General features: G+C 42.0%; 16 protein-coding genes. 9 read left to right on the top strand and 7 right to left on the bottom strand.

Annotated elements, in window-relative coordinates; translation table 11 throughout:
- Positions 1 to 14 precede the first annotated feature (14 nt).
- Together CQ839_RS15195 and CQ839_RS15190 are read right to left on the bottom strand one after the other, a co-directional pair.
- Complete coding sequence (locus CQ839_RS15195) at positions 15 to 3575, bottom strand: NB-ARC domain-containing protein (protein ID WP_219817792.1); 3561 nt, start codon at positions 3573 to 3575, stop codon at positions 15 to 17.
- Between the two features lie 193 nt (positions 3576 to 3768).
- Positions 3769 to 4389, bottom strand: a complete 621-nt coding sequence (locus CQ839_RS15190) for a Uma2 family endonuclease (RefSeq protein ID WP_103669185.1) — start codon at positions 4387 to 4389, stop codon at positions 3769 to 3771.
- Between the two features lie 369 nt (positions 4390 to 4758).
- Between CQ839_RS15190 and CQ839_RS15185 the strand changes: the two genes are divergently transcribed.
- The 7 genes from CQ839_RS15185 to CQ839_RS15155 all read left to right on the top strand — a co-directional run bounded on the left by CQ839_RS15185 (position 4759) and on the right by CQ839_RS15155 (position 11074).
- On the top strand, positions 4759 to 4962 hold the full coding sequence (locus CQ839_RS15185) for a hypothetical protein (RefSeq protein ID WP_103669135.1): 204 nt from the start codon (positions 4759 to 4761) through the stop codon (positions 4960 to 4962).
- A 147-nt stretch (positions 4963 to 5109) separates the two neighbouring features.
- Positions 5110 to 6462 carry a S8 family serine peptidase gene (locus tag CQ839_RS15180; protein WP_103669134.1) on the top strand — a complete coding sequence of 451 codons (1353 nt, stop codon included), beginning with the start codon at positions 5110 to 5112 and terminating at the stop codon, positions 6460 to 6462.
- Between the two features lie 75 nt (positions 6463 to 6537).
- Complete coding sequence (locus CQ839_RS15175; RefSeq protein ID WP_103669133.1) at positions 6538 to 6777, top strand: ketohydroxyglutarate aldolase; 240 nt, start codon at positions 6538 to 6540, stop codon at positions 6775 to 6777.
- Positions 6778 to 6897: 120 nt separating this feature from the next.
- The gene (locus CQ839_RS15170) at positions 6898 to 8751 is read left to right on the top strand and encodes a lipoxygenase family protein (RefSeq protein ID WP_103669132.1); all 1854 of its coding nucleotides are present in this window, start codon (positions 6898 to 6900) and stop codon (positions 8749 to 8751) included.
- Between the two features lie 83 nt (positions 8752 to 8834).
- The gene (locus CQ839_RS15165) at positions 8835 to 10445 is read left to right on the top strand and encodes a patatin-like phospholipase family protein (RefSeq protein WP_103669131.1); all 1611 of its coding nucleotides are present in this window, start codon (positions 8835 to 8837) and stop codon (positions 10443 to 10445) included.
- A 59-nt stretch (positions 10446 to 10504) separates the two neighbouring features.
- Positions 10505 to 10636 carry a hypothetical protein gene (locus tag CQ839_RS25715; protein ID WP_258040751.1) on the top strand — a complete coding sequence of 44 codons (132 nt, stop codon included), beginning with the start codon at positions 10505 to 10507 and terminating at the stop codon, positions 10634 to 10636.
- 69 nt (positions 10637 to 10705) lie between these two features.
- Positions 10706 to 11074 (top strand): DUF1304 domain-containing protein, encoded by a 369-nt coding sequence (locus CQ839_RS15155; RefSeq protein ID WP_103669129.1) that lies wholly within the window; start codon positions 10706 to 10708, stop codon positions 11072 to 11074.
- 120 nt (positions 11075 to 11194) lie between these two features.
- Here the strand turns inward: CQ839_RS15155 and CQ839_RS15150 are convergent, their stop codons facing one another.
- The 5 genes from CQ839_RS15150 to CQ839_RS15130 form a co-directional block, all read right to left on the bottom strand.
- The gene (locus CQ839_RS15150) at positions 11195 to 12598 is read right to left on the bottom strand and encodes a 3' terminal RNA ribose 2'-O-methyltransferase Hen1 (RefSeq protein ID WP_103669184.1); all 1404 of its coding nucleotides are present in this window, start codon (positions 12596 to 12598) and stop codon (positions 11195 to 11197) included.
- A 333-nt stretch (positions 12599 to 12931) separates the two neighbouring features.
- A complete protein-coding gene (locus tag CQ839_RS15145; RefSeq protein ID WP_103669128.1) occupies positions 12932 to 13606 on the bottom strand; it encodes an L-threonylcarbamoyladenylate synthase in 675 nt (224 codons plus the stop codon).
- 78 nt (positions 13607 to 13684) lie between these two features.
- Positions 13685 to 14959: a serine--tRNA ligase gene (gene serS / locus CQ839_RS15140; protein ID WP_103669127.1), complete on the bottom strand. Its 1275-nt coding sequence runs from the start codon at positions 14957 to 14959 to the stop codon at positions 13685 to 13687.
- 104 nt (positions 14960 to 15063) lie between these two features.
- Positions 15064 to 15906 carry a M28 family peptidase gene (locus CQ839_RS15135; protein WP_103669126.1) on the bottom strand — a complete coding sequence of 281 codons (843 nt, stop codon included), beginning with the start codon at positions 15904 to 15906 and terminating at the stop codon, positions 15064 to 15066.
- Positions 15907 to 16258: 352 nt separating this feature from the next.
- The gene (locus CQ839_RS15130) at positions 16259 to 17068 is read right to left on the bottom strand and encodes an inositol monophosphatase family protein (RefSeq protein ID WP_103669125.1); all 810 of its coding nucleotides are present in this window, start codon (positions 17066 to 17068) and stop codon (positions 16259 to 16261) included.
- 330 nt (positions 17069 to 17398) lie between these two features.
- Between CQ839_RS15130 and CQ839_RS15125 the strand changes: the two genes are divergently transcribed.
- Together CQ839_RS15125 and CQ839_RS15120 are read left to right on the top strand one after the other, a co-directional pair.
- Positions 17399 to 18196, top strand: a complete 798-nt coding sequence (locus CQ839_RS15125; RefSeq protein ID WP_103669124.1) for an ABC transporter permease — start codon at positions 17399 to 17401, stop codon at positions 18194 to 18196.
- A 48-nt stretch (positions 18197 to 18244) separates the two neighbouring features.
- A complete protein-coding gene (locus CQ839_RS15120) occupies positions 18245 to 19372 on the top strand; it encodes an aldo/keto reductase (RefSeq protein ID WP_103669123.1) in 1128 nt (375 codons plus the stop codon).
- The last annotated feature ends 17 nt before the right edge of the window (positions 19373 to 19389 follow it).

Raw genomic sequence — 19389 nt, 5'->3', positions numbered from 1 at the left:
GGCGTGGGCGATCGCTATACTTCTGACGCGCCTAAAGCTCTTAAAGTCCCGACTTCTGCTTCAGTCAAATCTGCGACATCGTTGATAATCATGCCTTCGTAAGGACGAAGCGATCGCAGGGTTTGCAGAGAGTTTCCTGTTTTTACATCCCAGAGATTTATGGTTTCATCTTTGCTGCCACTGAGGAGAGTTTGAGCATCTTGACTGAGGCTGAGCGACCAGACCCAATTGAGATGATTCTGTAACGTTGCTAGGCAAAGTCCAGTGATTAGATTCCAGATTTTGATTGTGCGATCGCTACTACTGCTAATCAGGCGATCGCCTGTAGGTGTAAATAGTAGATCGAGTACTTGACCAGTATGTCCAGCAAGTTTATGTAGACAATCTCCTGTCTCAACGTTCCACAATCGAACCAACGAGTCATCGCCGCCAGTGGCGATATATTGATTGTCAGTACTGACCGCAATTGTCCAAACACGATTAGAATCTGCTTCCCAAGTAGTAAGACATTTGCCTGTTTCGAGATCCCATTGTTTAGCTAGCTTTTCGTAGCCACTGCTGAAGAGAGTTTTTCCATCAGGGCTGAAGGCGATCGCTAGTACAGAACTGGGATGACCTACCAATGTTTGTAAACATTGACCAGAATCTATATCCCAAATTTTAACTGTGTGGTCGTAGCTGCCACTTGCAAGCAAATTACCATTGGGGCTGAAGGCGATCGCCCAAACCCAACTGTTGTGACCATACAAGGTTTTGAGGTTCTTGCCTGTATGGGGATGCCAGAGCTTAATCGTGCGATCGGCACTGGCGCTGGCGAGAATCTTTGCATCGGGACTGAAGGCAACGGAGAAAATGCGATCACTATGTCCACGCAGTATCCGAAAAGGCTGAAGGTCAGGCTTTAAGTTTTGTGGATCATTAAGATTAATATCCCAGAGTTTAATCGTCTGGTCTTCATGGCCACTCGCAAGTAAGTTGTGCTGATGACTATGGGCGATCGCATAAATCGCATTGCTATGTCCTTGCAAGGTTTTGGTACATTTTCCCGTTTGCAGCTCCCAGACTTTAATCGCATGATCATCCCCACCACTCGCCACTAAGTTTCCTTGGGGATGAAAGGCCACTGACCAAATCCGATTCGTATGTTTTTTCAATGTATCCAGACATTGCCCCGTTGCGATATCCCAAATCTTTATAGATTGGTCATAGCTGCCTGTTACTAAGCGATCGCCTTGCGGACTAAATTCCAGTGAAGTTACGGCTCCTGTATGTCCAAGTAATGTTCTCAAACATTCACCAGTATCTAGATCCCATAGTTTAATAGTTTGATCAAAGCTGCCACTGGCTAATATTTGTCCGTTTGGACTAAAGGCGATCGCTTTTACCCATTCTTGATGCGCCGCCAATGTTCGGATACAAATTCCAGATTCTAGATTCCATAACTTGATGCTGTGATCTTCTCCAGCCGAGGCTAACATTTGACAGGCGGGATGAAAATCAACTGTCCAAACACAAGCATGATGTCCTTCTAGAGTTTGCAGACATGCTCCTGTACCTAAATGCCAGACTTTAACTCGGTGGTCATAGCTACTACTCGCAAGGATCTGCGCGTCTGAACTAAAGGCGATCGCGGTGACAATACTACTATGTCCATGCAAAGTTTTGAGAGCTTCTCCATTAGTTGTATTCCAAAGTTTGATTGTATGATCTTGTCCGCAACTGGCTAGAATTGGATGTTTTGGGCTAAAAGCAATATCCCAAACCCAACTATTATGATCTTTGCAAATAAAGAGTTGCTTACCATTGCTGACATCCCAAATCTGAATTTCACCATTGGTATCACTGGTGGCAAGGGAAAGTCCATCGGCACTAAAGGCAACGCTAGTAACTCCCCCAAAGGTTGCAGCAAAAAGACAATCGCGAAAGGTAGTTTTGGTAAAGTTAACATGGTGTAAGTTCAGTGATCGCAAGTCACAGTTACGGATCGTCAGTCGCGAAAAGTCATAGCCTGTGAGGTCGGTTCCCAATTGAGCGAGTAAATTTAGCAGATTAGCACCACCGTATCCGACTGGGGCAATTGGCGCAGTTTGCAGCTTTGTAATCAGTCTACTGAGTTTATGCTCAAGCTGATGCGTTGAACCAAAGGTAGTTTGGAGTTGATCGAGGATAGGCTGGACAATTAGAAGAGATTGAATATCGCGAATGTAGTCCTTTGCCTGTGCTTCCATCAGCGCATGGGTGAGCAAATATTGCGGTGATTCGGTGATGATTTCTTGGCAGATTACCTCAATCAAGCGGGTGGTCACATATTCCATTACTACAGGTTGTTGTGTGAATCTTCCAGTGCTATTTTCGAGCAAGCTCCGCCAACGCAAAGATTCGATCACTTCCATTAACTTCGGCTTAGACAATGCTGGAATGAAGGATGTTTGCAATTCCGTTAGAGAGAGAGGCTCTCGACCAATTGCTAGCCAGTACATCACTTGCTGCTCTGGGTCTGAGAGTCTTTGGAACTGCTGTTCTAAAAGATTGCCAATACCATTAAATACTTTTATCCCTTCTGCTAAGAAGTGGGTGATACTGCCTCCATATAAATCCTGAATGGAAGTTGCGGCAATTTTCAGCGCTAATGGATTGCCGCAATAACAATCAACCAGTTGGCGGGTTTCCTTGTCGGAGCTTGATAGTCCTTTGAGGGTGAGAATTGTTTGTCCTGCGGCGGTTTCCACTCCAGACAAAGCAAGGGTACGCACTGCTAATCCATCACCTTCGAGGGCGGCGATCTCTGCTGGCTTTTCACGACTGGTAATCAGTACACAACTTTGATGCCCAGTCTCTCCCAATCGCCACAAAAGCTCACCGTAGGACTCGTAACCATCACGGTAAAAGCCTGTCCTTTGACTATTCTGTAATATCGTCTCGAAGTTATCCAAAATCAACAAACATCGAGATTTGCGAAAGTATTCGATGAGACAAGTAATTTGCTCATGATGGTCAGTAGGTAATGTCACAACTTCCTGCCGCGAAAGGATTTTGATGCAGTCGGTCATCTTGTCATCAAAGGAAGGAGCCTGCCGCAGCGATCGCCAAATCACATATTCAAATTCTCCTTTCAATTGTTCAGCAATTTTCACCGAGAGCGCAGTTTTGCCCATGCCTCCCATACCGAGTAATGTGACGATGCGACAGCGATCACCCAAAATCCATTGGCTGATGGTTTCTAATTCCTTACTCCGTCCATAAAACTTAGAAACATCGATCGCTTCACCCCAGCTTTGGCAATTAGCGACGGATTGTAAGTTTAAAGTCGCATCCTGTTGTTTCTGAGCAAAGTGCTCCAGTACTATGCGCAGATTGTTTTTATTAACTTTTTCATTGAGTGCTTTAGACAGCGATCGCCACAGTTCTGAGCCAACATCTTTGATATAACCTGTGTCATAACCCTCGTTTACAGCCATGTCTAAATATGTCTGTCCAGACCAAGATTGACGCAATACAATCTCTTGAACTTTTGTTAAGTTGCCTTGCGGCAATAACTTTCTGACGAGCGCGATCGCCTCTTCTTCTGACATCATCCCACCTTAAACTAACTGACATTCCTACAGTATCGATAGTACAGGCTCTATGTTTTAAAAAAGTTCATATAAATACACTAAAAAGATCCAACCTTTTTCCGCCCTTTTCTAACCTTCACATAAAGTGAAAGGGAGTCGCTTTGCGACTCCCTTTCACTTTATGTTTTTTGGATCATGGCGACAGCTATCAAAGCTAGATCGTACCAGCTTGAAAAATCTGGATTGCGGTAAGGTTTAATTCGGGAAAAATTTGTGAGATTAGGCGATCGCTATCTTGAAATTTACTAAATTGATATTCTCCATCCACCAAATTACAAATCGAAATTGTTGGTTGTTTAGGATTGCCAATAAAATTACGCCCACCCAATGCTGCATAGTCAACAAGCCAATATTCAGCAATCCCCATCTCTTCATAATCCGCATATTTCAAATAATAATCATCACGCCAATTGGTTGACACAATCTCAATAGCCAATGCGATCGAAGCACCCTGACTGAGAATCGCTTCTTTTTGCCATCGGGCTTCTTTGATGAGATTAGGACGGTTTACGACCAGTATATCGGGGAAATATCCAGAATCTTTGCCTTCAGGTCTAACTATCGTTTGATTTGGAATAGTGTAAGGTAATCCCAGACGCTTAACTTCAAAGGAAATCTCTACAGTCAAAAACCCCTTAGATTCTTCGTGTTCTCCAACTGGTTGAGCCATTTCAATAATATTTCCATTATGTAGTTCGTAGCGCACTCCAGAATTTTCAGGGAGAAATTTGACAAACTCCTCGAAGGTCGTAACTGGAGGTAAGGTGCGGAACATCATGGCTGTTGGGCGGTGATTATGACAAAAAATGTGGTTTCTATATTATCTCTAATTTATTAGGCAGATTTAGTTTTTTTGTGAGTTGCGATCGGCTCATCTTCTGTCATTTTTCGCCTTAAACCTTGACTGATATTTATGCTATCGCCAGAAAATCCTCATTTATCAAAAAAATTTACATAAATATACCGATATTATCCTACCTTGATCCGACCTTTTCTGACCTTTAGACATTCTACTAACAGCTAACATTATCTAAACTGACAAAAAAAGAGTTTTCTTTTTTTGTCAGTTTAGCGTAAATGCTTGCCTGAATGACTAAGTTGATTGCTTAAGTGAGTTGTATTTAATTATTAGGAAAAAATTTAAATGGATATTCAAGTTAAGGATTTGTTGGCTATTATTGATGCTATCCCTGGTATTAAGGTAGACGATCCAAAACTATTGGCGTTAGTTGAGAAACACAAAGGTAAATCAACTGATTATCGAATTACTGTTGACTTTTTCCCACCTGGAGCGACCATTACGCATCTATTATCAGGTGAGGGAGTAAGACTACCTTTATCATTCTAAAACCAACAACAAAGAATATTTCAGAGGATATTTCTGAACGGCTTTGGAAGAAGATCGATGTAGATAAACCTACTTATCTAATTTTAACTGCTGCCCACAGGAAATCGAAAAAACTCATTTACACATTATTTAAGAGTTTAAAATTTTATGAGCATTCTTGATTTCCCAATTTCTGATTCTGATACAACAGGGAGATATCTTGTAATTTTTAAAGATGAAGCGTATACCGATGGTATGAGTGCACTTGCTGATGTTGCAGGTCTTACCCGATCAGCTAGCACAGCTGATTTTGATGGAGGAGTTTCAACTTCAGAGGAATTGAATAATTTAGATACTGTTCTATTTGATGAACTAGGAATCGCAGCAGTTGTAGGAGATCCACAACAAATAGCAGCTATTCGTACAGCATGTAATGATTGTACCAGCCCTATTCTCTCTATAGAGCCAGAGAGATTTACAAGACTAACGATGGATCCTTTTACATCAGTATCGACTGAGTATTTGCAGGGATACCGCAATGGTATTAATAATCTAATCGATAGCTTATTACTATCAGAAGTTTCTTCATCTGCCGCACCGTTTAGCGGATCTGTTGCTACATGGGGCTTACAAGCAACAAATGTGCTCAGCTCTAGCTTCAGTGGCAGAGGTATAAAGGTTGCAATTGTTGATACTGGACTTGATCTTACCCATCCTGATTTTGTAGGACGCACAATCGTAGGTGAGTCATTTGTCAAGATTAAAAATCCAACTACAGGAGTTATGGAAACATTACCAGTACAGGACGTTCACGGACATGGCACGCATTGTACTGGTACAGCATGCGGACCTCTTAATCCCAGCACCCCCCCTCGCTACGGTATTGCTTACAATGCCGATATTTACATTGCTAAAGTATTTTTTGATAATGGAGAAGGCATAGGTATTGCTGTGGTTGATGGTATTAACTGGGCAGTAAAAAAAGGTTGTGATATTATCTCGCTATCGCTTGCAGTGGGTAAACCTGGTCTTTCACCTTCTTCGGCTTTTGAAAATGCAGGTATACGAGCTATGGAGAAAGGAACCTTGGTTATTGCTGCGGCTGCCAATGATAGTGATCGTCGGATCGGTAGTATTAGTCCAGTTGCAATTCCTGGAAATTCAAAGACAATTATGGCTGTGTCTGCACTCAATCCTAATCTTGAAGTTGCTTGGTACTCTAATGGTGGTATCCATCCAAATAATGGTGGGGAGATAAATATCGCTGGACCAGGAGGAGATGATAAAAATAGACCAGAATCGATGGTCTACTCAAGCCTTCCAATAATTAGAGGCACATACGGTCAAAAAATGGGTACAAGTATGGCTACACCTCATGTAGCTGGTATTGCTGCTTTGTATGCAGAAGCAACTGGAAAGAGAGGACAAGCACTTTGGGATGAAATTATGCGTAATGCTAAACCTCTAAGTCTCAGTAGAAGTGATGTTGGTGTTGGGCTGGTTCAAGCTCCACAATTCTAGTTCTTCTCTTGGTATAACTAGAATTGTGGCTGGAGTATTACAGAGCCAGAAAACTCAAGTCTAGGAGAGTTGAAGATGTCTGATATAAGCTTGATGATAACTGTTGACAACAATTACATTAACCATATTCCTGAGGTGGTAAAAAGACTAGAAGCTGTAGGTGTGATTGTTGAGCGAACCATGGAAGAAGTCGGGATAATAGCTGGATCGATTGATGCAACTAAAATCCAGACAGTTTCCAATGTCGATGGAGTCAAAAGTGTTGAGGAGTCAGCGCCATATCAGTTACCAAATCCTGAATCAGAGCTTTGGTAATTAGCTAGCGAATATGAATACTTATTAAATAGAAAAACTCTTCCTATTTAATAGGAATTCTACTGATTCAGTTTAATTTATCTAAAACTTTATTGTGCAGGAACGCTGCATACATCCCCAATGTCACCTTTTCTACCAAAAAACGATCCAAATCCAGCTAAACGACAGAATAAATTGAGTAAGAAGCAAGGGCAATATCAATATGACTATGAATATATTGCGCCATTGCCAATGCTAAAGAAGCTCTCTTTTGAGGACTACCCTTCTGTTAGGTGGTTATCTTTAGTAGCAGAGGCTGCCTTGAAACTCCTACTTAATAGTATTCAAGTCAAAAACCTTAAGGAGGGTAAGGATACCTTAAATAATTTTGAAACCTATTTGACGATGCGAAAGCGGTTGAAGTCTAATGAATTTGGAGCAGGTGGGTTTCACCTTATGGGACTTTTTGGATTTTGGTGGATGGGGAAATCTCGGACACTTAAAGAAACATTAAAGATGTTGATTTCGGAACGTATTAATAGTTCTGGAGATGGATTTGACGAATACGAGGCTCTTTTTCAGGCTATTCGGTTACCCGAAACTAGCAATCGATTCCAAGAAGATTCAGAATTTGCACGGATGCGTGTTGCTGGATCTAATCCTCTAGTGATAGAGAGAGTCACTGCCTTAGATCAACGATTTCCAGTAACTGAGGCGCATTACCAGTTAGTAATGCCAGGAGACTCTTTAAAGAGAGCTGGAGAGGAAGGGCGACTGTATCTGGCTGACTATGCCATTCTTGCTAACGTTGAAACTGGAAAGGTTGATCCAGATCCAAGTGAAATGATCCCAGAGAAGCAGAAGTACCTCTGCGCTCCTCTAGCCCTTTTTGCCGTACCGCCAGTTACATCAGAATCTCGTGCTTTGGTACCAATCGCTATTCAGTGTGGGCAAAATCCAGAAGAAACTCCCGTTATTTCACCTCCATCCCAAAATGATCCAGATTCGGCAAAATGGGCTTGGCTGATTGCTAAAACAATTGTCCAAATCGCTGATGCTAATCACCATGAACTGATTTCTCATTTAGGTCTCACACATTTACTAATTGAACCTTTTGCGATCGCTACTAATCGGCAACTTGCCTCAGCCCACCCTCTGAATATTTTGCTACGCCCACACTTTGAAGGCACTTTGCTAATTAATGACCTAGCTCAAAAATTTTTAACTGGTAAAAATCAGCCTGTAGATGAAGTTCTAGCAGGTACATATCTGTCATCTCAGGCACTTTCGGCTAAGGCAATCCAAGGTTTCAATTTTAATGATTCAATGTTACCCGATACATTTGTTCGTCGAGGGGTTAATGATCCCGACTTGTTGCCAGACTATCCCTACAGAGATGATGCCCTAATGATTTGGGATGCTCTGCATCAATGGGTATCGGACTACTTATCTATTTACTACAAGAGCGATGACGATGTACTAAATGATACTGAGCTGCAAAATTGGTTAAATGAACTACTTTCCTCTAATGGAGGGAAGTTGAATGGGATTGGGCAAGATGGTAAAATTAGAACCTTATCTTATCTGGTAGATGCTACAACTCAAATTATTTTTACTGCCAGTGCTCAACATGCCGCCGTAAATTATCCTCAAGCCCCATTGATGAGCTATGCACCTGCGATGCCAATGGCTGGATATACTCCTGATCCCAAAAAAATTGATGACATTTCCGAGCAAGATTACTTCAAATTGCTGCCTCCGATTAAGCAGGCACAAGTGCAACTGAACCTAACTTATTTGCTTGGATCAGTTTACTACACTAAACTTGGAGATTACACAAATTTGATTGACGCTCAAGTGCAAAAGCCATTACAAGAGTTTCAAAAGAACTTAGAAGAGATTGAATCTAAGATTATCCTAAGAAACTTGACTCATCCAGAAAAATCATACAAATTTTTGATACCTTCTAAGATTCCTCAGAGCATTAACATTTGAATCATGAGACCATTTAACAGAAGAAGATTCATTCGTAATTTGGTCAATCGTCCAGATAATAATTCTATTCGGAGTCAAAATATATGTCACGCAAATTAGCGATCGCAATCAGTGGTGCTGTCTCATTGGGCAGCTACGAAGCAGGTGTCATGTATGAGGTGTTAGAGGCGATCGCTCAACATAATGAGAAGCTTGCAAAAGATTCTTCATCTCGAATTGAAATTGATGTGATTACAGGCGCTTCAGCAGGTGGGATGACAGCAGGTATTCTTGCACAAAAGTTACTCTGTGATGGCAAAGAATTGCGTAAGCCATACGACAATCCTTTATATCATGCGTGGGTTAATGAGGTTGATATTGAAAAGCTACTTGATAAAGATAAGCGAGAGTATAAATTTTCGCTACTATCATCAAAAGCAGTAGAAGGAATTGCAGGAAACCATATAAAGGATTCTCCTCTTTTACATGAGGCTCATCCTTCTGCTGCCAAAGAAATTTTTGTGGGAATTGCAATGTCTAATCTCAATGGTTGGGATTACACTGTAAAACCAAACAATACAGACGGGGACAGTGAATTTGTTTACACAAGATATAAGGATCGATTTGTTTGTCGATTAGATCATTCAGTTGATGGCATTAACTTATTTGAAATTTCTCTTTCTCATAAGAGTGAAGACGGGAAGAAAGATGATGAATGGGTTGATATGCATCCAACTAGTTGGCAAAAACTACGAGAGTGTAGTGTGTCATCTGGAGCATTTCCATTTGCATTTGAAGTAAGAAAAATCACTCGGTGTCCAGGAAAAGGTGAATTTGCTGGACGTGAAAGTAATACTTATAGTTATACGGATGGAGGCGTTTTTGAGAATGAACCATTGGGACTGGCTAAAAAGTTAGCGGAATGGGTTGATGATAAAGAGTCTTCTATCACCGAGAAGACTCACGAGGAACCAAACAAGCACTTTTATCTCTATGTTGCCCCAGGCAATAAAACTTCTACTTCAAACATCAATTTTGGGAGAACAGAGCAAATCGATCTTTGGACAACTCTAAAGGCTTTGCTTGCAGCGATTTTTAATCAAGCCAGATTTCAAGATTGGATTATTAAAGACTTGGATAATAAAAGTCCTATTTTTCAGATCACAACGAAAAATGACAAGTTAATTGGAGAGCTACTATCTGCATTTGCTGGTTTCTTAGATATCCGATTCCGTTTTTATGATTACAATATTGGCAGAGAATCAGCAAGAGAAGCACTTGAAAAATTTTCTAAAAACACTTCCAATCCCAATTTAGCTTACTGGAAAGAGCTTGGCGAAGAGGATCAACTCTGTTTAAAATGGGAAGTTGTTACGAAAAAAGGTGGGAAAGGTGAAAAAGATATAACTCTACCAGTTAATAGGGCAACCCACGAAGCCTATGCTAATGGTTCTATAGATGATCTTCTAAAGGCAGTTGATCTGAGCAAACGAGAAAAAATACAGAAAGCAATTGGGGAAAGATTAATGGCATTAATCGACCTTGTTAATGATAAATTAGATGAAGAAGATAGAAAGAAAAGCGTTCTTCTTGGCAGCGTGCGTCGCTTGATAAGAAGGTTATGGACATTTGTAATTGTCAAGCCTACAGTTTGGATAATAGCAGGACGATTTCTGCATCGCAAGCTACTTCTAAATGATAAAGGACATTCTTGATGTGGTTTATTGAGATAGGCGATCAAACGCTATCAAACGAATTTATTAAGGAGTGTCTCATGACTAATAGTGCTGTAGAGCGATCGCTGTTAGAAAGTCTTAATGCCTATGTGAAGCATTTTGAAATACCTAACTCTCGCGAAGATCTTCTTGCGATCGCTAGCTCGATTTTGACATTTGAGCAAAAGTAAGAAAATACTGCGATATCCAACAAAACAACTTAAGTTGATTCACTACTACTCTAGCCCTAGAAAAACAAAATGGAACTACTTCCCAAGATTACCCAAATAGCTATTGTTTTTGTTGGTCTGATTCATGCAGGTTTAGCAATTGGAGAAATCTTTTTTGGTGCGTGGCTACTTGAAAAGAGATTCGATTTTCCTGAAGGAATAGCTACTGAAGCCGATCGCATTGTTAAAAATGCGGGTATTTACAATAGCTTCATTGCAGCAGGTTTGTTTTGGTCAGCTTTTTATCCAACTAATTCAACAATTTTGAGCATCTTTTTTCTAGGTTGTGTGGTTATTGCAGGTGTATTTGGCGCAATTACATTGAGATGGACTACTCTAATTATTCAAACCATTCCAGCAATTATCCCTTTGGTATTGATCTGGATAGGAAATAAATAGTATGAGCGATCGCTGCTAACTCCAGTTCATTGATGTGCTCTGTGAGATTGGAGATCACCATCGAAGAAAGAGGAATAGTTTGTAATCGAATTAATTGACCTAATATCCAATAACACATTCCTAACAATCGATCGCAAATACTGCCATTTGCGTTGGAGAGCCGACTTCAGTATCATCAGAACCAATACCGTCAAACTCCACAGTATATCCAAATCGCACCGCAACTCCCTGCGCCCAATCTTGAAATTCCGCTCTCGTCCATTCAAAACGATGATCACGGTGACGCAGTTTTCCATTTGGCAAACCTTCAAAGCGAATATTGTACTCAATGTTGGGAGTCGTCATAATTACGCTTTTGGGACGCGCAAACTCAAACACAACCCGTTCCATCGCCGCTAGACGATTGAGATCGAGATGCTCAATTACCTCAATTAAGGTTGCTGCATCATAGCCATTTAAGCGATCATCGCGATAGGTGAGCGAACCCTGTATCAATTGCAGGCTATCCTGTTGCCTTGCTGACAAATAATCTCGATTCAATCTCTCTTTTGCAATTTCGAGCGCACGATAGGATACATCCACTCCCGTAATCTGCTCAAAGCAATTTTCTTTAAGTAGCGATCGCAATAATTTCCCTTCACCACAACCCAAATCCACCACCCGCTTTGCACCAAGTTGTTTGAGCTTAGCTACTACTGTTTCTATCCGTTGTTGATTGAGACTAATTTTCTGCTCGATCGCTTCCTCTTCTTGTGCCTGAATCATATCCTTGCTATCAAGATCGGCTTCATCTTCCGCAATTAACTGTTCCAAAGCCATGCGCGTCAAGCGACGTTGTTTGCGGAGATAGCGATTTGCAATCCGCTCCCGCTCAGGATGATTACCCAGCCAACCTTCTCCATGCCGCAATAACTTTTCGACTTCATCATCGCCTACCCAATAGTGCTTATCGTCATCTAGAACAGGCATCAGCACATAGAGATGACTCAACAAGTCCGACAAGCGAATCGTATTTTGTAAACTAACCGCGAAATAAGGGCTGTTGCCCCAATCGGGAAACTGCTCATCAAGGGTTAAAGCTTGAGCCGTAACTTCATATCCCAATGGCTCAAACAGTTGTCGCAAAAAGGATTCACCACCACGACAGGGCAAAACGGGCAGACTCACGGTTAATGGAATGGCGGTATTGACCAATTCAGGTAGATTCTGGCAATGACCAGAAAGTGCAGTGCGAAAAACCTCAGCGATCGCTACGCTCAGAAATGATGAGGCAACATAAGGGCGATCGTTCACATACTGCTCTAAAGTTCTTTCCCCACTTGATTTTGATTTACCACGCACCAGACTAACAGGATCAATATCCAGTAATAATGCGGCTGTACATTGTTCAGTACTTGCCTCTGGATAAAATACTGATGCTTGTCCAAAGTTGGTCGCAAATGCCTGACAGCGATCGGGATGTTTATGCAGTAAGTAACCGAGATCGGTCGCAGGTTGATGAGTTGTGGTGATGGTTAAGAGCAAAGATTTGCACTGTGTAACAGTTGATTTATACCAATTCACAAAAGTGCGACAGCACTTCTGTGAATTAAAAGCTAAACCCCGTAAAGGTTCTAAAAACACAAAATAGCTACGTCTTTTTGTGTTTTGGAATTACTTGGCTTTAGATTACTTTAACGTAAATTAATTCATCTCTGTGATAATCAGTAGCCCAGCACTCAAGTGCTGGCTAAAAGCTCAAACCCGTTTCAATGGGTTGATGAAGTACCTGCCCAGAAATATTCCCTAGTCCACTTCAGTGGACTTTAGCTTTTAGCCAAGAACTTGAGTTCTTGGCTACCATAAGTCTTGAGTTGATTAAGAAAGTTCAAATTTTCCTAAGCCTTGACGCAAAATCTGTGGATGAAGATCATCGGTTAAATCAATGATTGTGGATACTTCAAAGGTCTGGTCAGAACCATCATCAATGATCAAATCAACTAATTTGTAAAAGTGATCAAAGAGTTCTATTTTAGGTAATTCGCAAACATTACGCCGCTTCCCATTCTTAGATTGAGGCATGAAATCTTCATCTTCAAGATTTTCTTTCGACTGATTCGCAGAAGTGGAAATGATTGGATTTCCTAGTGCTTCAATAAGCGTCTGTGATACGCCATGATCAGGAACTCGAATCCCTGTAGTTTTACGCTTGGGATTTAATACCAGTTTTGGTACAAGCTTAGTAGCTGGCAAGATGAATGTAAAAGGCCCTGGCACAAGACTTTTCATGAGTCGATAGTTAACATTCGTCACATCTGCATATTCCGCAATATTAGAAAGAGAAGAGCAGAGAAAAGTAAGTGGTTTGTCGTTGGACATTTGCTTGAGTTGCCGTACACGTTGCACAGCAGATTTGGACATTAGATCACAACCGATCGCATAGACAGTATCCGTAGGATAGAGCATGATCGCGCCATCGCGTAAAGCAGCTACGATTTGGGCGATCGCACGTGGTTGTGGATTGTCAGGATGCAGTTTGTGAATCGTAGCCATGGTTGCGTCTCGCGCTAAATTTTTTAAAACAGCACGCTGAGCGTGCTTTAAATGGAAGCACGCTCAGCGTGCTTCCATTTAAAGATATTCTTTGTTCATCAGAGGCTGTAGCACTTCAGGAATTAAGATGCGTCCGTCAGGTTGCTGATAGTTTTCGAGAATGGCGGACATGGTACGTCCGACAGCTAAGCCTGAGCCATTGAGAGTATGCAGAAACTCGGTTCCTTTCTTTCCCTTACTCTTAAAACGAATATTTGCCCGACGAGCCTGAAAATCATGGAAATTCGAGCAACTAGAAATTTCGCGATAGGTATTTGCGGTCGGTAGCCAAACTTCGAGGTCATAACATTTGGCAGCACCAAAGCCAATATCGCCAGTACAAAGTTCAACCAGACGATAGGGAAGCTTTAAGGCTTGCAAAATCGATTCGGCATCGCGGACTAGTTTTTCATGCTCCTCAGACGAGTTCTCGGGAAGGACAAATTTTACGAGTTCGACTTTGTTGAACTGATGTAAGCGAATTAATCCTCTAGTATCGCGTCCATAACTCCCAGCTTCACGACGAAAACAAGGTGTATAGGCACAATGATGAACTGGTAGGTTCTCTCCATCAAAGATTTCATCTCGATATAAATTCGTAATCGGAACTTCGGCCGTGGGAATTAGCCAGAGTTCGTCTTCTGCACATTTAAATAGGTCTTCGGCAAACTTCGGTAATTGCCCAGTGCCCGTCATGCTTGCCGTATTCACCAATAGCGGTGGCGCAACTTCGACATAACCATTGGCAGTATGGGTATTCAGCATGAACTGAATTAAGGCGCGTTCTAGGGCTGCTCCTGCACCAATTAAGTTAACAAAGCGAGCTTGAGCAATTTTGACTGCACGTTCAAAGTTGAGAATGCCTAGTTTTTCGCCGATTTCCCAGTGAGGCAAAATATCGGTGCGATCGCTTTTATATTCATCGCCCCAATGTCGCACTTCGACATTTTCGGTTTCATTCGCACCAATGGGAGTTGTTTCGCTAGGCAAATTTGGCAAAGTCATTAAAATGGCATTGCTTTCTTCTCGGAGCGCTCTTTCCTTAGGTTCTAGTTCCGCTAGCTGCTGTTTGACTTCAGGCGATCGCGCTTTTAATGCTTGGATTTCTGATTCTGGCGCACCAGCTTTCATTTTGATGCCAACTTGCTTACCGATGTCGTTGCTTTCGGCTTGCAAATGCGATCGCTGAGTTTCAAGTGCACGGACTTCCTGCTCTAGTTCGACCAATCTACTAATGTCGTAACCTTTGCCTCGACTGTTGAGGCGAGCTTGCACCTGTTCTGGCTGCGATCGCACGAGCTTAATGTCTAACACGAACTTTTATTTAACCTAAACGCATTCAAAGCATCATACAGCGCTTTGCGCCCAAAACCAAGGTGTGAGTCGCCTAAGCGGGCGAATCACACTTTGGTTTTGGGTTACTTTAGAGCCTTTATGCCAACAATGAGACCTTGGCAAACATTAGTGAGAAATTCTAAATCTAGTGTTTCAAGGCGATCGCTACTTTTATGGTAATGAGGATTTCGCATATTTGCAGTGTCAGTAACCATCAGAGCTTTGTAACCAGCATCCCAAAAAGGCGCATGATCGCTACGACGAGTATCGGGGATGACTAAGCCACGCCAACCCGCAGGAAGCCATTCACAAGGCACAGTTGATTTCATGTGATGTTGTAAATGGATGAGATCGGGAATTGTCGGAATGCTCCCTATCAAGCCAATAAAATCACCAGTGTTAGGATAGAACTTATCTAAGCTTGCGGGATAATGTTGCGAATTTGGACTGCGATCGCAATATCCCAACATTTCCAGAGAAATCATCAGGCGTATTTTTTGTTTTTCATTCTTAAGTTTGTTTGCATAAGCATGACTTCCAGATAACCCATATTCCTCCATATCAAAGGCGATTAATTGGATAGGATATTTGAGAGGATTTGTTGAAAAATATTCGGCGAGTTCGAGAAGTACAGCAACTCCAGATCCATTGTCATCTGCACCCACACAAGCAGGAACCGTGTCGTAATGTGCGCCAATAATCAAAGGCGATCGCTGCTTCTGGGTATCAGCGGCAATATTTAGAATTAAGTTCTGATGTTTATTCCCATTGACTTCAAACTCATGGGTGACTACTTCACCGAATTTAGCAAAATGCGATCGGATATATTCCCTAGCAAATAAATGTCCAGCCGATGCATAGTAGGGATTGCGCTCTATTACTAGTTTTTCAAGATATTCAAGTAACCGATTTTGGAGATTTTTCATTAGCCTAGATTTTAATCCAATTATACCAATTCACTGAAGTGAGCCAACATTTCAGTGAATAAAAAACAAACCCAGTAATACCAATTCAAAAAATGGCAACGCCATTTTTTGAATTGGTATTACTGATGTTATAGGGAATGAAGATAATGAATCTCTTTAGGAATTTATTAGTAGAAATTTATTGCTGATGTTACGTGGAAGTTTCTAAAACCTCACCCCTAGCCCCTCTCCTTGCAAAGGAGAGGGGAACAAGAAAAAGCTCTGGCTCCCCTTCTCCTTGCAAGGAGAAGGGGTTGGGGGATGTGGTGCATTTTTCTTTCCACGTAACATCACTTATTGGTAAAAAGTTGCGTTAGAAAAAAGGTTTTGTTATTTCCTGCGCCATTGGCAAGAGTTCAGGATGGCTTACCACTAATGTGGGGAAACTGCGGCTACTATAATCTTTCCCCATTTCTAATGGAAAGATATTTTGGGATGATTCTAAAGGAACCCAGACTGCACCGATCGCTTTCAGAATCACCCAAACAGCAGCAATATCCCAAATCTTGGGAGTAGCTTCCACTGCGCCAATAGTGGAGCCGATCGCAACCGTCAAAATGTTATAGCTAGCTACACCCAACATCCGCAGTTTAAAAGGGAACTTCGAGCGACCCATTTTTTCGAGGCTGCGAGAACAGGCACTAAAAAAATAATTGCCGAGCGCATCAGGATCTGGCGAAGCTTCAGGCAAATTAATCGGCTGGTCATTAAAAAATGCCGCTGAACCATGCTCATCTGACCAGCCATAGATATTTTGGTGTAACGGTGGTATTGCTACATAACCAAAAACTGGTATGCCGCGATGCAATAGTCCCAAAGATATGCCCCAAATCGGAATTCCCCTTGCAAAATTGGTCGTCCCATCAAGGGGATCGACGACCCAAGCCCATTCACGATCTGGCAAAACTTGGGTTGATTCTTCAGTTAATACCCCATATTCAGGAAACTCTTTTTCGAGTGCAGCTTTGATATAGGCATCCGCCCAGCGATCGCTTTTCGTCACAAGGCTGCCATCGTCCTTAGCGATCGCTACTCGCGCCTGTTCAAAATCTGCAAGCAGGTGATCGCCCACTTGCCTAGTTAACTCTTGGATAAAGGGAAGAATTGTTTGCCAGTTTTTCATAGGTTGTTAACATACCGCACAATTAGATGGGCACTTATAGCTATCACCAGTCATGTTAAATCAAAATCAAAACCCAACAGAGGGTGGCGGCTCGAAGCATCGCCACTCTCTGTTGGGTTTTGATTGACTGACAAAACTGTTGAAATCCGCATTTAACCGTAGGGGCAGGTTTTGCTAAAAGCTTTGCTGTAAGCCAATCACGGATCTACTAAACCTGCCCCTACAGAGATCTGTCAGTCAATCAGGTTGGGTTGATACACTAGGCGATAGCCCATCTAATTGTGCGGTAAAATGCAATCATGTTAGGACTATTGAGGATTTTGTTGACCTATGAACTTTAGCCTGAATATTAGTCTAAGTTTAGGTCGCGTTTGGGCGATCGCTACCAATGTATTTCGCGAAACCGTGCGCGAACAGGTACTTTACTTATCTTTGCTATATACCGTGATCTTGGTTTCAGCGATGCTGATGCTGCCAGAGTTTTCCTATGACTCATCGGCAAAGATGATCGTTGATGTTGGTATCGCGGCGATCGAGGTAGTGAGTTTGATTGTGGCGGTATTGGTTGGCACAAATCTCATTAATAAAGAGATCGATAAGCGCACAATTTTTATTTTAATTGCCAAGCCAATGCACCGCACTGAATTTGTGTTAGGCAAGCATCTAGGCTTAACTGCTGTGATTGGGGCGTTGGTGTCAATTATGACTGTTATCTTTATTGCCCTGATGGCAATCAAAAACATTCCAATCCCGATTCCTGCGATTCTCACCGCTAACTTTTTTATCTTTTGGCAAATTATGCTGCTAGGGGCGATCGCAATTTTCTTTGGTTCCTTTTCAGGTTCGCTAATTGCTTCTTTGCTGACCCTAGCCGCCTATTTAATCGGAAATTTTAGTCGTGATTTGTTGCTACTGGGTGAGATTTCTAAAAATCCTAGTTTGCAGACAGTAACGCGAACTTTTTATATGATTTTGCCCGACTTATCCCGTGCTAACCTCAAAAACGAAGCAGTTTATAATATTCTGCCAAGCTTTTTAGATATGTTTAATAATGGGGTTTATATATTGAGTTATGCCTTGTTGACCTTGGCGATCGCGATTCTCATCTTCGGTCGTCGTCAGTTCTAAAAAAGAACGGCAATGCACCGCCGTTCTCAACACATCTAGGAATTAACTATGCGCTACCGTCGTTTTGGCAAAACTGAGATGCTCCTATCAGTCTTTTCATTAGGAGCGATGCGCTATATGGAGTCAGCAGAGAACGCCCATCAAACGATCGCACGAGCGCTAGAAGTTGGCATCAATCATATTGAAACTGCTCAAGGCTACGGCAAGAGTGAAGAATTTATCGGTAAGGCGATGCGAAATGGATTGAGTAAACAACGCGATCGCTTTTATCTAACTACTAAAATTTCGCCAACCAAAGATGCTGATTCCATGCGTCGCCAGATCGAACAGTCCCTCAAAAAGCTGAATGTGGACTATATCGATAACTTTGATATTCATGGAATTAACTTACAAGAGCATCTTGATCTAGTCACAGATCCAAATGGCTGCATGAAAGCAGTTAGAGAAGCAGTCGATCAAAAAATGATTGGTCATGTCGGATTCTCCACCCATGCACCCCTTGATGTAATTCTCAATACGATCAACACCGATTTATTTGAATCGATCAACTTACATTATTATTTTTTCAATCAACGTAACGCCGCCGCCGTGCAATTAGCCCATGAGAAAGATATGGGTGTATTCATCATCTCGCCATCGGATAAAGGCGGAATGCTATATAGCCCTTCAGAAGAATTAGCAAGCGTAAGTTATCCATTTACGGCTCTCTATATGTGCGATCGCTTCCTGCTTAGCGATCCCCGTGTGCATACTCTCAGCCTTGGCGCAGCAAATCCCACCGAAATTGACTCGCATCAAGATGCATGGGACAACGATGAGCCAATGTCCGAGTTAGAGCAAGCAGTTCTCGATTGCATTAATCGCCGCTACACAATCTTGGAAGGCGATCGCTGTTCCCAGTGTTATGAATGCTTGCCTTGCCCTGAAGATATCAATATTCCTGAAGTGTTACGCCTCAGAAATTTAGCCGTCAGTTTTGATATGGTGGAATTTGGCAAGTATCGTTACAAAATGTTTGAAAATGCGGGGCATTGGTTTCCCGGACGTAAAGCTATTCGCTGCACTGACTGTGGCGATTGTTTACCACGCTGTCCAGAAAACTTAGATATTCCTAGTCTTTTACGTGATACTCACGATCGTCTCAATAGTGGTGAAGGCAAGCGCCTATGGGAATAACAGAAAGTTGGCGCGAT

Source organism: Pseudanabaena sp. BC1403 (assembly GCF_002914585.1).
Classification (GTDB): Bacteria; Cyanobacteriota; Cyanobacteriia; order Pseudanabaenales; family Pseudanabaenaceae; genus Pseudanabaena.
This window is presented reverse-complemented; position numbering and strand designations above follow the sequence as displayed.

Excerpts from the sequence above, each read along its gene's own strand:
- CQ839_RS15195 (WP_219817792.1), bottom strand. The coding sequence starts at position 3,575 with ATGATGTCAGAAGAAGAGGCGATCGCGCTCGTCAGAAAGTTATTGCCG.
- CQ839_RS15190 (WP_103669185.1), bottom strand. The coding sequence starts at position 4,389 with ATGTTCCGCACCTTACCTCCAGTTACGACCTTCGAGGAGTTTGTCAAA.
- CQ839_RS15185 (WP_103669135.1), top strand. The coding sequence starts at position 4,759 with ATGGATATTCAAGTTAAGGATTTGTTGGCTATTATTGATGCTATCCCT.
- CQ839_RS15180 (WP_103669134.1), top strand. The coding sequence starts at position 5,110 with ATGAGCATTCTTGATTTCCCAATTTCTGATTCTGATACAACAGGGAGA.
- CQ839_RS15175 (WP_103669133.1), top strand. The coding sequence starts at position 6,538 with ATGTCTGATATAAGCTTGATGATAACTGTTGACAACAATTACATTAAC.
- CQ839_RS15170 (WP_103669132.1), top strand. The coding sequence starts at position 6,898 with ATGTCACCTTTTCTACCAAAAAACGATCCAAATCCAGCTAAACGACAG.
- CQ839_RS15165 (WP_103669131.1), top strand. The coding sequence starts at position 8,835 with ATGTCACGCAAATTAGCGATCGCAATCAGTGGTGCTGTCTCATTGGGC.
- CQ839_RS25715 (WP_258040751.1), top strand. The coding sequence starts at position 10,505 with ATGACTAATAGTGCTGTAGAGCGATCGCTGTTAGAAAGTCTTAATGCC.
- CQ839_RS15155 (WP_103669129.1), top strand. The coding sequence starts at position 10,706 with ATGGAACTACTTCCCAAGATTACCCAAATAGCTATTGTTTTTGTTGGT.
- CQ839_RS15145 (WP_103669128.1), bottom strand. The coding sequence starts at position 13,606 with ATGGCTACGATTCACAAACTGCATCCTGACAATCCACAACCACGTGCG.
- CQ839_RS15135 (WP_103669126.1), bottom strand. The coding sequence starts at position 15,906 with ATGAAAAATCTCCAAAATCGGTTACTTGAATATCTTGAAAAACTAGTA.
- CQ839_RS15130 (WP_103669125.1), bottom strand. The coding sequence starts at position 17,068 with ATGAAAAACTGGCAAACAATTCTTCCCTTTATCCAAGAGTTAACTAGG.
- CQ839_RS15125 (WP_103669124.1), top strand. The coding sequence starts at position 17,399 with ATGAACTTTAGCCTGAATATTAGTCTAAGTTTAGGTCGCGTTTGGGCG.
- CQ839_RS15120 (WP_103669123.1), top strand. The coding sequence starts at position 18,245 with ATGCGCTACCGTCGTTTTGGCAAAACTGAGATGCTCCTATCAGTCTTT.